Origin of the sequence: Photobacterium swingsii, assembly GCF_024346715.1 — a bacterium.
Lineage (GTDB): Bacteria > Pseudomonadota > Gammaproteobacteria > Enterobacterales > Vibrionaceae > Photobacterium > Photobacterium swingsii.
Genome location: NZ_AP024852.1, coordinates 1,817,865 through 1,829,877, shown reverse-complemented (window position 1 = coordinate 1,829,877; position 12,013 = coordinate 1,817,865). Strand labels below are relative to the sequence as shown.

General features: G+C 40.9%; 14 protein-coding genes. 3 read left to right on the top strand and 11 right to left on the bottom strand.

The window, feature by feature from the left end:
- Window positions 1–23 precede the first annotated feature (23 nt).
- Complete coding sequence (locus OCU77_RS08635) at window positions 24–1,409, bottom strand: serine hydrolase domain-containing protein (RefSeq protein ID WP_048898306.1); 1,386 nt, start codon at window positions 1,407–1,409, stop codon at window positions 24–26.
- 362 nt (window positions 1,410–1,771) lie between these two features.
- On the opposite strand from OCU77_RS08635, the gene OCU77_RS08630 reads away from it, so the two are divergent.
- On the top strand, window positions 1,772–2,899 hold the full coding sequence (locus OCU77_RS08630) for a hypothetical protein (RefSeq protein WP_048898305.1): 1,128 nt from the start codon (window positions 1,772–1,774) through the stop codon (window positions 2,897–2,899).
- Window positions 2,900–2,976: 77 nt separating this feature from the next.
- On the opposite strand, the gene OCU77_RS08625 is transcribed toward OCU77_RS08630, so the two are convergent.
- From OCU77_RS08625 to OCU77_RS08605, 5 genes are all read right to left on the bottom strand, one after another.
- On the bottom strand, window positions 2,977–3,597 hold the full coding sequence (locus OCU77_RS08625; RefSeq protein WP_144414898.1) for a hypothetical protein: 621 nt from the start codon (window positions 3,595–3,597) through the stop codon (window positions 2,977–2,979).
- Between the two features lie 89 nt (window positions 3,598–3,686).
- Window positions 3,687–4,400, bottom strand: coding sequence for a class I SAM-dependent methyltransferase (locus OCU77_RS08620; protein ID WP_048898303.1), 714 nt, complete (start codon window positions 4,398–4,400; stop codon window positions 3,687–3,689).
- A gap of 32 nt (window positions 4,401–4,432) precedes the next feature.
- The gene (locus tag OCU77_RS08615; RefSeq protein WP_048898302.1) at window positions 4,433–5,230 is read right to left on the bottom strand and encodes a carbon-nitrogen hydrolase family protein; all 798 of its coding nucleotides are present in this window, start codon (window positions 5,228–5,230) and stop codon (window positions 4,433–4,435) included.
- Between the two features lie 36 nt (window positions 5,231–5,266).
- The gene (locus tag OCU77_RS08610) at window positions 5,267–5,968 is read right to left on the bottom strand and encodes a glutathione S-transferase family protein (protein WP_048898471.1); all 702 of its coding nucleotides are present in this window, start codon (window positions 5,966–5,968) and stop codon (window positions 5,267–5,269) included.
- A 95-nt stretch (window positions 5,969–6,063) separates the two neighbouring features.
- Complete coding sequence (locus OCU77_RS08605; RefSeq protein WP_048898301.1) at window positions 6,064–6,459, bottom strand: DUF2391 family protein; 396 nt, start codon at window positions 6,457–6,459, stop codon at window positions 6,064–6,066.
- 365 nt (window positions 6,460–6,824) lie between these two features.
- On the opposite strand from OCU77_RS08605, the gene OCU77_RS08595 reads away from it, so the two are divergent.
- Window positions 6,825–7,595 carry a siderophore-interacting protein gene (locus OCU77_RS08595; protein ID WP_048898300.1) on the top strand — a complete coding sequence of 257 codons (771 nt, stop codon included), beginning with the start codon at window positions 6,825–6,827 and terminating at the stop codon, window positions 7,593–7,595.
- Window positions 7,596–7,693: 98 nt separating this feature from the next.
- On the opposite strand, the gene OCU77_RS08590 is transcribed toward OCU77_RS08595, so the two are convergent.
- Together OCU77_RS08590 and OCU77_RS08585 are read right to left on the bottom strand one after the other, a co-directional pair.
- Window positions 7,694–8,215: a chorismate--pyruvate lyase family protein gene (locus OCU77_RS08590; RefSeq protein WP_107302857.1), complete on the bottom strand. Its 522-nt coding sequence runs from the start codon at window positions 8,213–8,215 to the stop codon at window positions 7,694–7,696.
- On the bottom strand, window positions 8,212–9,396 hold the full coding sequence (locus OCU77_RS08585; protein ID WP_107302856.1) for an MFS transporter: 1,185 nt from the start codon (window positions 9,394–9,396) through the stop codon (window positions 8,212–8,214). The genes OCU77_RS08590 and OCU77_RS08585 overlap by 4 nt, the downstream gene beginning before the upstream one ends.
- A 146-nt stretch (window positions 9,397–9,542) precedes the next feature.
- On the opposite strand from OCU77_RS08585, the gene OCU77_RS08580 reads away from it, so the two are divergent.
- The gene (locus OCU77_RS08580; RefSeq protein ID WP_048898298.1) at window positions 9,543–10,451 is read left to right on the top strand and encodes a LysR family transcriptional regulator; all 909 of its coding nucleotides are present in this window, start codon (window positions 9,543–9,545) and stop codon (window positions 10,449–10,451) included.
- A 10-nt stretch (window positions 10,452–10,461) separates the two neighbouring features.
- Here the strand turns inward: OCU77_RS08580 and OCU77_RS08575 are convergent, their stop codons facing one another.
- The 3 genes from OCU77_RS08575 to OCU77_RS08565 form a co-directional block, all read right to left on the bottom strand.
- Complete coding sequence (locus tag OCU77_RS08575; protein WP_048898297.1) at window positions 10,462–10,932, bottom strand: pyrimidine dimer DNA glycosylase/endonuclease V; 471 nt, start codon at window positions 10,930–10,932, stop codon at window positions 10,462–10,464.
- 108 nt (window positions 10,933–11,040) lie between these two features.
- Window positions 11,041–11,556 carry a GNAT family N-acetyltransferase gene (locus OCU77_RS08570; RefSeq protein WP_048898296.1) on the bottom strand — a complete coding sequence of 172 codons (516 nt, stop codon included), beginning with the start codon at window positions 11,554–11,556 and terminating at the stop codon, window positions 11,041–11,043.
- A 23-nt stretch (window positions 11,557–11,579) separates the two neighbouring features.
- A complete protein-coding gene (locus OCU77_RS08565) occupies window positions 11,580–11,999 on the bottom strand; it encodes an NUDIX hydrolase (RefSeq protein WP_107302855.1) in 420 nt (139 codons plus the stop codon).
- Window positions 12,000–12,013 lie beyond the last annotated feature (14 nt).

The following is a 12,013-nucleotide window of genomic DNA, read 5'->3' as shown; positions in this document are numbered from 1 at the left end:
TTCTGAACTAGGTTGACTTAGCCTTATTGCCTTTTCTGATAATTTAGTATCCAGTTGCCTTGATATAAAGTGAACTTGGTGTAATTAACACCCCCATCAACTGTTTTAGCAAACTTGCACAAAATACCTGCTGGCTTGTATTCAAATTCATGTAAACTAAAAGACTCAACAGCTAAGGGCTCCTGCCCCGTAGCTTGCACCATCAATGACTGACCTTGCACAAAAACCTTAATATCCAAATTGGAGTTAGGCGCTGAAAAGTTACCTTGATATTTTTTGAGTTGATTCGTATCTAACGTAATAGGCTTTCGATCAAAATCAGGCAACTCAAAAGGTCTATTGTAGTAGATATTCAAAATAGCGACGGTGATATCGTTGAAGTTATAATTCAACGCATCGATGTTAATCGAAAAAGCGAAGTCATCACTTTCGAAATAGCTCATATCAGACTGAAAGCCTTCTATTAACCCTCGGTGCCCATAACTGTACCTGTTATAGAATGGCAATTTAAAAAGGCCTTTACTCGTGGTATTCGTTATCCCTTTCATTAGAGCAAGAGAGTGGTTAGAAACTAATTCACCTTTGAATAGAGCACGCATAAACCGTGTTAAATCATAAGGCGTCGACAATACTGCACCTGCACTATTGGCAACACTCATTGACCACTGAGTGGCTAAATGCCAGTCGCTATCGTAGAAATAAAAAGACTGTTGTTCTTTCCCACACCCTCTCTTTTCTGCACAATACACAGTCTGTGTTAAACCCAGTTTATTGATAATATGCTCTTGCACTAGTTGAGTATAAGATTTACCAGTCACATCCTCTAAAATATAGCCCAACAGTACATAGTTTGAATTAGAGTATTCATAGCTTGAATCAGGATCAAATGTTGGTGAGAATGACGCTATTTTTTCCAGCATCTTTTTTTTAACTTGGTACTGAGTAAAGTAATCATTAAAAGCGGGATCATTTGTATAGTTGAAAATACCACTTCGATGCGAGAGCATCTGCCCTATGGTTATTTTAGAAGCATTCGGAATCTGAGGGTAAAAGTCAGAAAGAGGTGTCGCTAACGTCAACTTACCTTGTTCAATCTGCTGAAAAACTAAAACAGCGGTGAAGGTTTTAGTAATAGAACCCGCTTTATATAACTTTTCATCATCCGTAAACTTTGCAAACTCATTGGGTAGCAGCGTTTGCTTACTGTAAATTACCTCTCCTTTTTCAGCCAAGACGACACTCAAGGTTGCCTTATTGTGCACAGCAAGCGACTCCAAATATCGATCCATTTTATCTTTATCGAACGTTGCTGCAGAAAAAGCCAGACTAGGCATTAAGAGAATGAGTAAAGCTAAACCGAGAATTTTGCAGTTGCCCATTAATACACATTGCAATTTATCAGCCAACATAAATACTCCCTTGACATGGCTTTGCTACGAATCTTGACTATCGCTCTGACGACTAGCACATCACTTTGGCAATTTAATAACAATGACTTACTTAAGATTAGCATCGACGATTTCCGCCATAGCTGGCTTGATAATTGTGTCATAAACACTTTTAAAAAGCTGGTTTCATCCGAGTTGCAATATTGATATGAGTCGAAATATCACCTGCAACTATCAATTAACTGCAAACTATAAATAATCCACATACCCAATCACCCAGCACAAGAGCAATGAAAAGGTGTTTCATAAAGATTTTATTGGCATTCTTCAATTTCACACTTACAATATGGAATACTGTAAATATCAGGAATATAGGATGCCACATGCATAAAGCTTTACTTGCAATCGCAACACTTGCTTTTCTCTCAGGTTGTCAAACAACATCAGGAGAGAAAGAAGATAAATTCACTATGTCGTTTGGACAATTTGACTTTGCTAACTCAGGTCTACAAAAGAAATGTGAGCGAGACAATTTCAGTGTTGAGCATGTGGTTAACCGAAACAACCTCTCTTTCTCCAACAGCAATGGTTATGGTTACCAATCAGTAAAGGGACCAATTCTTGTAAGCGATATAGAATCTAATTTCACTTACAAAACATTTAATAAGAAGTATAAGAGAGACTTTACTGCTCCCCTCACCCAATACAAAAATCACAACCTTGATTTTTTCAATCAAGTAAAGCAACTCGAACTGTTCCGCTCTAATATCTTTACTGGCAAACCAATGCTTGATAAGAAGGCTGTCAAAAATGTTGGCGGCACATATCAAGCCTGTTCACTCCTCTACTGGGCTGATATTGCAAACAAAGAAAATGTAAAGTTAGACAGTTTTGTTGAAGAGAAACAACGTAATTACAGTGCAAGGTACCAAAAAGATCTTGCGAAATGGAAAGCTAACGAAGAAAAAAATAAACACCAAAAAGCGCTTGCTGCCGAAAAAGAAGCCAAAGAGAAAGCACTTAGAGCAGCAGAAAATAAACGTAGAGCACAAGAGCGAGCAATTGCTCAAGCAGAAGCAGAACAAAAACGCCAGGAAGCTATTCAAGCAGAAAAAGCGCGTTGGGCCTCCCTCTCTCCTGAGCAAAAACTAAAAGAAAAAGAAGGTGTATGGGTAAAAAGCCTTGCTAAACATGTTTACCCTGTCATTAGCTTCTATGAGTGGGGACAAGCCTGTAAATACGCAAGAGTGGACACAAATACTCGCCATGTCGTAAGACGAGCTTCTGATAAAGTACCACAAAACTTCGCACTAAAGGCAATGGGGGCACTTGGCCCAACAGAATACCAACGCTATAGCAAACGAGTTAAACAGCAAGCGGAAGACATGACACGATACGGTACAGAAGCATGTGAAGGACAACTTTACATGCAAGCGATCGAAGCAGATCGCGCATTATCTAGCTACAACCACTTAATGGCCAATAAGCCAACACTAAAAGACTTCCAATAATACAAACCTCAGGCGACATAAACATGTCGCCTTTTTTATATCTAATTTTATATCTGTGTTTCCTGTTATAGATATGTTTAGTTTGATGACTCGCTGGGCTTATTTAAAACATCACTAAGATTAAAGCTCAGCACCTCATCTGAATCTAAGCATTGACTAGTCTTCGGTGCATTCGAGTCCCATTTTGACTTCGTGATTTTTAAATAGCCACCAGCGATATGCCCCACTTTAAAGCATGGCATGAAGCTCTCGCTAAGCTTAGTTAATACTTGCACTGGCTGACGCTCATTAGTGCTGAAATCGAACAAAACACTCTCTTTTTCATAACGGTAAATACCCACAGTACCCAAATGATATAGCGCGTACACATTCGTACTGAACTTGCCTAAAACTTGGTATGAAAAGCGAGTATGAGGGTCATTGTTATCTTCGATGTATTCAACGCCCCCGTTTGAGTTAACACTATAATTCAGCCCTTCAAATGCTAAGTTGCTGTTTTGACAGGTATCTATAACGATAGACCTTGTAATAATAGCCGTGTTTTCACTAAGACTTGGCTGTAATAATTGAACACACTTGGGGTTTATCACCTTCCCCTTATATGTAAAATCATTTTGTGCATCCACTAAAAATTTCGATTCATTTGCCAGAACACCGCTGCAAATCATCAACAAAGCGGCTGTTATTAACCTCTTCATTTCCTACCTTTTAACTTATTATCTTAGATTAAGTTATTATGAACATTCGGTTAAATATCAACCATCATCACTGAGCCAGAATGCCGCATTTAAGCTCGCACTTTATACTTTGAGTAATAAATATTAATGCTTACTGTATGCGTATCTCCTGCTGCATTGAGTTTCTCACGCACAAAATCAAAGGTACTTTGCTCCCCAAAATGTTCGACTAATAGCGCATAGCGCCGGATTGAAGAAAACAAGACATGCGCTAATTGCGCAGAGGTTAACCTTAAGTTAATCGTATCTGCTGTTACCTGTTCTTCATGAAAAGCAGAACAATCACTAAAATTCACCGTGTGGTCATAATTGGTATTGCTTGAGTATGTTTTAACACCTAACCAGGTTAATACATCCCCTAGTTGTACCTCAAAGTCATACACAAGTACTGTTGCCTTGGATTTACACACTCTTGCTAATTCACAGAGTAAAGCATCTGACTTGGCATAAGATAAAGACCCAGCAAAGGAAACCACATCGATCGACTTATCTTTAATAGGAAGGTTTTCACCACAGCCAAGATGATAAGAAATAGTTTCGGTTGTTCTTGCTTGCGCTATCATTGCAGCGCTTGGCTCAACACCATGAACATGGTGACAATATTGAGATAGTGCTTGGGTCGAAACCCCTGTGCCGCAGCCAATATCTAGCCCAATGTTAAACACATCACCCGTTACTACCATTTCATTCAATATTATTTGGTGTAACGGTGGACGATAAGCAGCGTAATGTGCAGAGACTTCGCTGCTGTATTCTTCACTCACTCCAATATCCTCTTGAATCTATTAACGTTATCTTACTTAGACAATGCTAACTGATGACTAACCGCACTCATTTCTGCGATTAAATCCACACCAATCACTTTCTTTCTTGCACTTGGATCCACTGCTATTTTCACGGTTTTTATCTCTGCCTCACTACCAAATTGAACTAACAGCTCACCGCTGGGCGCACAGATCTGGCTTTTGCCACAATATTCACCAACGATATCCGTAGTTACATCGCAACCGATTCGATTACATGTCACGATATACAAACTGCTTTCAATTGCTCTCGCTTTCGAAATATGTAGACTTTGCTCACCACCGAAGTTAGCTGGATGTAACAGCACTTCAACTCCCAACTTACTGTATTCACGAATAAGTTCAGGGAACCAAAGATCAAAACAAACGGCGATACCAAAAGTCACACCTTGGTGTTCGAATGTAAAAAGCGTATCCCCACGTGAGAAGTACTGCTTATCAATATTCGTTTGCGTCACCTTTCGGTATTTACCAATCAAACCTTTGCCATCAATCACAGCAACACTATTGAAAAACTGCCCTTTATGTTCTTCGGCAACGCCAGCCACTATGGTTGTACTGTATTTTGCAGCTAAACGACTTAACGCTGAAATGGTTGGACTCGTATCATATCTTTCGCACAAAGCTTGAATATCTAATGGTGATTCAAATATATAACCTGTTGAAAAAAGTTCAGGGAGAACAACAATATCACCAACACGCTCACAACTCGCCAACACCTCAGCCACCCACTCGAGGTTTTTAGCTTTATCTTTATAGAAAACATCAGTTTGAATCAGTGAAACTTCCATAGGCTTCCTATCACTGTTACAACATTTATTATCATGCTAACAAGGCTTAAACGGTGTGAGATCTATCTGTTCGATTTCACATACCGCAACAACTGTTGGATGAGCAGCCAAACGTTTTAGGTATGCGGCTAAACAGTCAAAATGTAATGGCGATGGCGTAATCGGTAACGACCATTCCACCAACATGAACAAAAAGAAGTCACATGCAGTGACAGTGTCACCCAATAGATACGCTTTATTCTCACGACAATTACTTTCAAGCTGGGCATTAATCACAGATAAGGCATCAGCAATTCGTTCATTCTGTGCCGCCACGATATTAGGAATGGTACTCTCATCATCCGTATGGCGATGAGGGTAATAACGCACCATAAGCTCAGCTTGTAACGTGTTATTCAAATACGTGAGCCATTGGAAAAACAATGGACGTTCTTTACTACCTAATGCTGGTATTAACCCATGCTCTGGGTGTTGCTCGCACAGATGAATACAAATAGCGGGACTTTCAAAAATCGCCAAACCACTTTTCAAATCAGCACCGAGCCCGACAGGTCCTTCAAGCGAGTGATCAATTAATGTTGGAATACGCCCCGCTGGATTCAGTGTTAGATACGCAGGTGATTTTTGAGCGTTGGATTTCTTATCTACCAAGACGAGATCGTAACTAAGCCCCATATGATGCAATAAAAAATGGGGAGCCAAGCTGGCATTATTCGGGTAGTAAAACAGTGTGTACAAATCACTTTCCTTGTTAAATTTCGAATAAATTCCTACAGACTTAACATCAGTGTAAGACCTGCGATATTCCGCATAGCATAAACAGGCAAAAGGCATTATTCCTTATCGAAGCTATCCACGACGATCGCTCCCATCGAAGCTGGCATAGTGATCACGATAATGCGCTTCAGTGCCACCAGAGGGTCACTCATTAACGGTAATTTGTCTAAACAAAACAAGACTAAAGCAACAACGAAAGCCGCCATCAAATAAGCAACGATAATACGAAAGATAAACACTCTCTTTCTCTGGCTTACCTTCCGCTGAAACACGCTTTCATAGGTATATAAGGTCAGGAAAGTAACAGATAACAGCACGAGCAGTAGTAAATTATGGCTTGGTAATGTTTCACCTAATCGCCACGCTTCTTCAGAAAAAGATATAGGTACCGCTAGCGCAAACGCGCCAACAAAAATTTGGCTCGCATCCTCAAAATTAAAGCTAAATTTCATATCCCTATTTCGCCCCTATACTTGCCCCTGCGTGAGAAGTCGTAACACTGTCACCCTCGAATATTCAGGCTTGTAGTCCCTATAGGACATAATTGTGATCAGCATATAGCTTACCGTCGATCTCATAAGCCTCAGGTGTCACATTATCAAGATTAAAACTGCATTTAACAAGCACACGTTCAGACGCCACTCTGCCTTCTGTAACAACAGCTTTGTAACGGGTAAAACCATGATAATAAAGACATATAAAGTGCAAAGAAACTTTAAGTACACCAAGCGTGTAAATTTAGTTAAAACCACTATTCATTAGAGAAGAGTGCTGCTAGTCTAAATGCAAAAGAGAATGATTATTGAGTAGCTAAGTCATGAAAAAGCCGTCACCTAAATTACTAACTGTTATTAACACCCAGCAAATCACTCCTAACATGCAACGTCTTGTCTTACACAGTGACTCACTGGCTGATTTTCCAGATGATTGCGAAGGTGGCTATATCAAGTTGCTCTTTAATAACCAAGGTAAAACAGATTTAAGCACAGTCGTTGAGGGTGATCGCCCAATTATGCGTACCTACACCATTCGACGTTTTTCGGCGACTGATTGCACCATAGAAGTGGATTTTGTTCGCCATATCACAACAGACTTACAATGCGGTTTTGCTGCTCGTTGGGCCATGAATGCACAGGTTGGTGACAGTATTAATATTGCGGGCCCAGGTATCATCAACGGCATGAACCTAGCTGCTGATTGGTTCTTTATGACGGCGGACATGACAGCTCTACCCGCACTTTCTGCCAAAATTCAAAAGCTCCCAAAAGATGCAAAAGGTTACGCGGTGATCAAAGTCATTGATCACGACGACATCCAAGCTATTGATGCACCTGCGCACTTTCACGTTATTTGGCTAACAGGTGAAGAGTCGCTAGCAGAGAAAGTAAAATCGCTGACTTGGTTAGAAGGTACAGCCTCGGTATGGACAGCGTGCGATTTTGACTCCATGCGTGCTTTACGCCATTACTTCCGTAACGATAAAGATGTCGCGCGTGAGAACATTTATATCAGCAGCTATTGGAAGCAAGGTATCTCTGAAGATGGCCATAAGGTAATCAAGCAACAAGATGCCAGCGAAAATAACTAAATAGCGAGTCATTCCCTTTGACTGAGCAACATCAACAAACAAGAGTCAGTCAATAATACATCAGACTGACTCTAATTCATTAAAGGCCATAGCGTAACTTAGCTTAATACCGCCTCAGCATAGGGCGAGAACACTTCTGACAGAAATAAAACTGAATCATGGTGCGACCATGTGAATTGCGAACTACGCCCATAATTAACCGTAGGACTTAACCCACCGTCCATGGCCACTTGTAGTTCAGGATCTGCCCCATCAACTTCAAAGAAACTATAAGGGCTGCGCACTAGTGTTCCTTTAATTGGTTTCATACCCTTAATGGCTTCTTTCGTCGTCCTCCTTTCAGAGGCAAACAACAATTGTTCACCCAGTGATTGATTACCCAATTGGCAAAAGGTCGCTATCGTTTCGTTATGAGTCGAAAAGAGAAAAGATCGTGCCCACACCAAAGGCCGTCCGTTATCGAGCAATAAGCACTCTCTAGTATAAAATGGCGCATTCCGTCTCAAACATTTCTGCTCAATATGAAAACCACAACACACCGTTTTGAATGCCCGAGTTAACGACCCCGTGCTTGTGAGATAAGAAGGTAATGACTCAGCATCAACCACACAATAACTCATGCCTCGACCTCTCTAGCTTTCAGTGCATCTCGCTTACGGCGAACCATGCTATCAAGAACACCAATATGCAAGGTTGCAATGATAGCGCATACAACCGCAAACCCAATGTACAGAGTGCCTGGCGACAAGGCTGAACTGGCATCGCGGACCAAGGCACTTAACGCCTGTCCTATAAAATAAAACATCACGAAACCACTCAGCATAGCGGTTCGACGTTTTTCAACGCTGTACATGATCACTAAATGCGTCAGAATCGGCAGTAATAAACCAAATGCGATTCCTGTGCTTGCAACAGCAACATAAGCTCCCCAACTGAGATCAACCAAAGTTAGCGCGCAGAACGCAACCATAAAACAATAAAAGCACATGGCTAATGTGCGTTGCTCTCCTACTTTTGCCAATACAAACTTAAACAAATAGGCAACAGTCGCAGAAATAAGGCTCATTCCCCCTAACAGCATACCCGTCTGGGCACTGTTAAAACCTAGGCTGTTTTTCAACGTAAACGGCAGATCAATCATAATCAGGTAATACGACAGCATGCCAAACAGCCCGAGCAAATAAAAAGGAAAAACAGCCTTATAATCGTGTAAATGGATCCGTTTAAGCCCTGAATGCTTAACTTTGTTAACTGGCACAATCCCCTTCAAAGACAGCACTAGTGCGATAATAGCCACAAGGTAAATAGCAAAAGGTAAGCGCCAGTGAATTGTCGTTAACCAACCACTCGCAACAACAAACATAATGCCACCAATATTGACCGCAATCGCTTGATGGGAAATAAACCGAATTCGCGCTTCTCCATCAAAGTAGCTCGCAATCAAGTCATTTATCACTGTCATGCAAATAGCAATGCTCATGCCCAACATAAAACGGCCAACTAAGAGCATATTCAGTGAATCTATCCATAACCCGCTGCTTCCCGCCAAGCCCGATAAACCAAAACCTAGTAAGATTGTGTTTTTCTCACCCAGCGCGTTAATAATGCTAGCCACAAAAGGGGCGAAAACAACCACTGCAAACGCAGGCAAGGTCATCATTAACGACACACCAAATGGGTCATTAAACACATGATTTAATTCAGCCAATGACGGTACAATCGCCGCATTTGCCATCACCAATAGACTACTACCCAGTAACAAGCACAGTTTTGTCAGCCTTTTTATTTCGTTATTTATCATCAAATATTCCTAAGGGAGATAACTGACAAAAAGGTTAATGGCTTTGGCTTAGGCCAACTAGCTCAAAAATTGCAACGCTGTGTTGTTTTGGTAATAGGTGTATTTATGTTATTAAATGGATTTGCCTGAAATATAAGAGTAATCGTGTGAACTGGAACCTAAATGATCTCCCTATTTTTATTGCGATTGCCGAAACAGGCAGTATCTCTAAAGCCGCCATAAAATTAGGCATACAAAAATCAAGTGTGAGTCGATCATTAGCACGATTAGAAGGTGTGTTAGATATCCGTTTACTAGAACGCAATAGTCGTTTTTTAAAGCTCACCTCAGATGGCGAGCAACTTTACAACCAGCTAACCCCATTACTTGATAATATCGATCGAGTTGGTAACGAAGTCGCATCACAATCACTGGTTGGTGAAATCAACATCGCCACCACATTCGCTTTATCGCGCGAAGTATTCGCACCCAAATTACACCTGTTTACCCAGCGTTACCCCGACATCCAATTACGGATGCGGATTGTGTCTCACCGTCCCAATCTATTAGAAGAAAAGTTAGATCTCGCCATTCAATTAGGGGATTTAAAACCTTCAGGATTTTACGCTAAGCCCTTAGCACAATTAAAATTACTCTGGTTTTGCACCCCTGAATATTTAGCAAAAAATCCAGCGTTACAAAACCCGAATAGTGAGATGCTGCAAGAGCATGTCGCCTTCTATCATGTACAAGAGAATTTCCCAGCGACGCTATACATGACGGAAGAAGATAACATTCAGCGCCCAATCGCCTTTCACAAGGCCAATCAGCTTGAAGATGTATTACTCATTCGCGACATGATCGCCAATGGTTACGGCGTAACATTACTCCCCGAAATTTATTGCCGACCACTGTGCGAACAAGGGAAGCTAGTGCAAATAGCCCAAAATATAAAAGTGACACCTGATGTTAAAATCTATGCGGTATACGCCAGTAAAACAAGCCAGTCTCCACGTTTAAAAGCCATATTACATTTTATGGAAGAGCTCACTCAGCAGTACTTTTCTGGCAATTAGAAGAGAATATCTACTTTGCAGTGAACCATGGTGGAGGATTTCGTTTCGTCCATTTGGCAAATTTTGCTTTATCACCCATATAAAATTGGCGATACGCTAAAATCGGATCGTCATCCACTTTATAGATATCAGGCATGGCTTGTGGAAACGGCGTTAGTCCTATTGAAGGAAAAACGAGATCAACGATCTGTGGTAAAACAGCAATAGATTTATGGTCTGTGTCTTTACCATAACGGTATTTGTACTCTTTATTCAGCTCTATCGCTAAATCCCGTAACCAAATAAAGTTATCATAAGAGGCTTCAACCCATAGCACACAAGGATGTTTAACATGAGTTGACTTGTAAGGGGTAACAAATCCTTTTTTATTGAGTGCGGTACAAAGTATCTGCACACTTTCTAAAATCATTTTCACAACATGCTGATCGCAATGGTACTGAGCACATTGCTTAATATCTTGGTCCAAAATAAAAATGTTCATACGACCTCATTATCTATTGTCTCGTGCTATTCCTAAGCAGATACAGTAGTAAACGTGAGGCTCAATATTTCGATCACAATTATCAATCTAAAGTCATAACAAAATAGGCTAGAGAACTGATTTATAAACGCAAATCTCACGATCCTGTCCGTGAATATGCCGTATCATATTTTCCGCATGGTCAACGCCCAGCTTGCGAATAACTGATTTTGAACGTTGATTTTCAGCTAAGTGTATGACATGTAGCTCTATCAGCCCGTGGTGATCTTTGTAAAACTCGACTAAGGCCTTCGCAGCTTCAAACGCAATGCCCTGCCCCCAATACGGCACACCCAACCAATAACCTAACTCCCCCAATCCATTGTCCAGCTTGGGAAAACCAACAGCCCCGATAATATCATCACAGCCTTTCATCGTAATGGCATATACAACCCCACCACCTTCCATAAACTGATCTTGGTGTGTTTGAATCCACTGGCGCGCCATCGCTGGCTCATAAGGATGGGGAATATTAGCCGTCATATCAGCAATGACCTTTTCACCGGCTAACCTAGCAACTCGTTCACTATCACTGAGCTTAAAGGCTCGTAATACAAGCCTATGCGTTTCAATATCCTTCTGCATTCCCCATCCTTAGTACCCAAAGACTATTCGTTAACACTTGCTTCAGCAATCCATGCCTTCGCCACCAGCCATTCCATCGCCACTTTAGTTGCAAGTGAACAAATAGCGAAATCATCACCATCCACAAATTTCAGCTCTTCAATTTCGGCATCAGGGCTTAATTCTCCTGAATATTCCGCGACATAACACGTCAATTGAACGAACACACCATCATCTTTACCATCGGCTTGCGCCGTAAAGGTGTCAACATACTTAATGGTATCTGAGACTAAATCGACAGAAATCTCTTCTTTGATTTCGCGTATTAGTGCTTGCTCATCAGTTTCGCCCAGTTCACGCTTTCCACCCGGTAAATAGAATAGCGTTTTACCTTTTGACCTTACAGTAAGTAACTTACCATCACGAATATATAACCAAGCCAGCTTATCAATTACTTTATCCATTTTGATTCTTTATA

Excerpts from the sequence above, each read along its gene's own strand:
- OCU77_RS08635 (WP_048898306.1), bottom strand. The coding sequence starts at position 1,409 with ATGTTGGCTGATAAATTGCAATGTGTATTAATGGGCAACTGCAAAATT.
- OCU77_RS08630 (WP_048898305.1), top strand. The coding sequence starts at position 1,772 with ATGCATAAAGCTTTACTTGCAATCGCAACACTTGCTTTTCTCTCAGGT.
- OCU77_RS08625 (WP_144414898.1), bottom strand. The coding sequence starts at position 3,597 with ATGAAGAGGTTAATAACAGCCGCTTTGTTGATGATTTGCAGCGGTGTT.
- OCU77_RS08615 (WP_048898302.1), bottom strand. The coding sequence starts at position 5,230 with ATGGAAGTTTCACTGATTCAAACTGATGTTTTCTATAAAGATAAAGCT.
- OCU77_RS08605 (WP_048898301.1), bottom strand. The coding sequence starts at position 6,459 with ATGAAATTTAGCTTTAATTTTGAGGATGCGAGCCAAATTTTTGTTGGC.
- OCU77_RS08595 (WP_048898300.1), top strand. The coding sequence starts at position 6,825 with ATGAAAAAGCCGTCACCTAAATTACTAACTGTTATTAACACCCAGCAA.
- OCU77_RS08590 (WP_107302857.1), bottom strand. The coding sequence starts at position 8,215 with ATGAGTTATTGTGTGGTTGATGCTGAGTCATTACCTTCTTATCTCACA.
- OCU77_RS08585 (WP_107302856.1), bottom strand. The coding sequence starts at position 9,396 with ATGATAAATAACGAAATAAAAAGGCTGACAAAACTGTGCTTGTTACTG.
- OCU77_RS08575 (WP_048898297.1), bottom strand. The coding sequence starts at position 10,932 with ATGAACATTTTTATTTTGGACCAAGATATTAAGCAATGTGCTCAGTAC.
- OCU77_RS08570 (WP_048898296.1), bottom strand. The coding sequence starts at position 11,556 with ATGCAGAAGGATATTGAAACGCATAGGCTTGTATTACGAGCCTTTAAG.
- OCU77_RS08565 (WP_107302855.1), bottom strand. The coding sequence starts at position 11,999 with ATGGATAAAGTAATTGATAAGCTGGCTTGGTTATATATTCGTGATGGT.